Here is an 869-nt window from a genome sequence, read left to right on the forward strand (position 1 = left end):
TGCTTGATCTGCTCGGGCGTGATCGTAAAGCCCCACTCGCTCACCTTGGCGGCGGCGCTTTCGGCCGTCGTTCCGATCGCCGCGGCCGGGCTGTTCATGGTGAAATAGACGCCGGGGTCGATAATCGAGGCCGACACCAGCGCCATGATAGCGACGAAGCTTTCCATCAGCATGCCGCCGTAACCGATGAAACGCGCCTGCACTTCGTTGTCGATCAGCTTGGGTGTGGTGCCGGACGAAATCAGGCTGTGGAAGCCCGACACCGACCCGCAGGCGATGGTGATGAACAGGAATGGGAATAGGCTTCCCGACCAGACCGGGCCGGTTCCGTCGACGAAACGCGTGAGCGCCGGCATTTTGAGGTCGGGCGCGACAAAGAGAATGCCGAGGGCGAGAGCGAAGATCGCTCCGATCTTCAGGAATGTCGAAAGGTAGTCGCGTGGCGCGAGTAGCAGCCAGACCGGCAAGGTAGAGGCGACGAAGCCATAGACGATCAGGAGCCAACACAACTGCGTCGGCGAAAACGTGAACGCGGCCGACCAGGTCGGGCTTTCCGCAACGTTCGCGCCCAGGATGATGGCGGCCAGCAGTCCGACGACACCGAAGGCCGAGGCCTCGCCCACGGCGCCGGGGCGGATGAAGCGCATGTAGACGCCCATCAAGATGGCGATCGGAATTGTCATCGCGACGGTGAACATGCCCCATGGGCTGTCGGCTAGAGCCTTGACCACGATGAGGGCGAGCACGGCGAGAATGATGATCATGATCAGAAAAGTGCCGATCAGCGCGATGACCCCGGGCACGGGTCCGAGTTCTGAACGCACGAGTTCGCCGAGGGATCGCCCGTCGCGCCGCATCGAGACGAACAG

General features: G+C 62.5%; 1 protein-coding gene. It reads right to left on the reverse strand.

The annotated features are described in order from the left end of the window. Window positions 1–869 (reverse strand): carbon starvation CstA family protein (locus tag Q2941_RS51730; RefSeq protein WP_458197560.1); only part of this gene is annotated, 869 nt, incomplete at both ends.

The sequence above is a fragment of the Bradyrhizobium sp. UFLA05-153 genome (assembly GCF_054185185.1).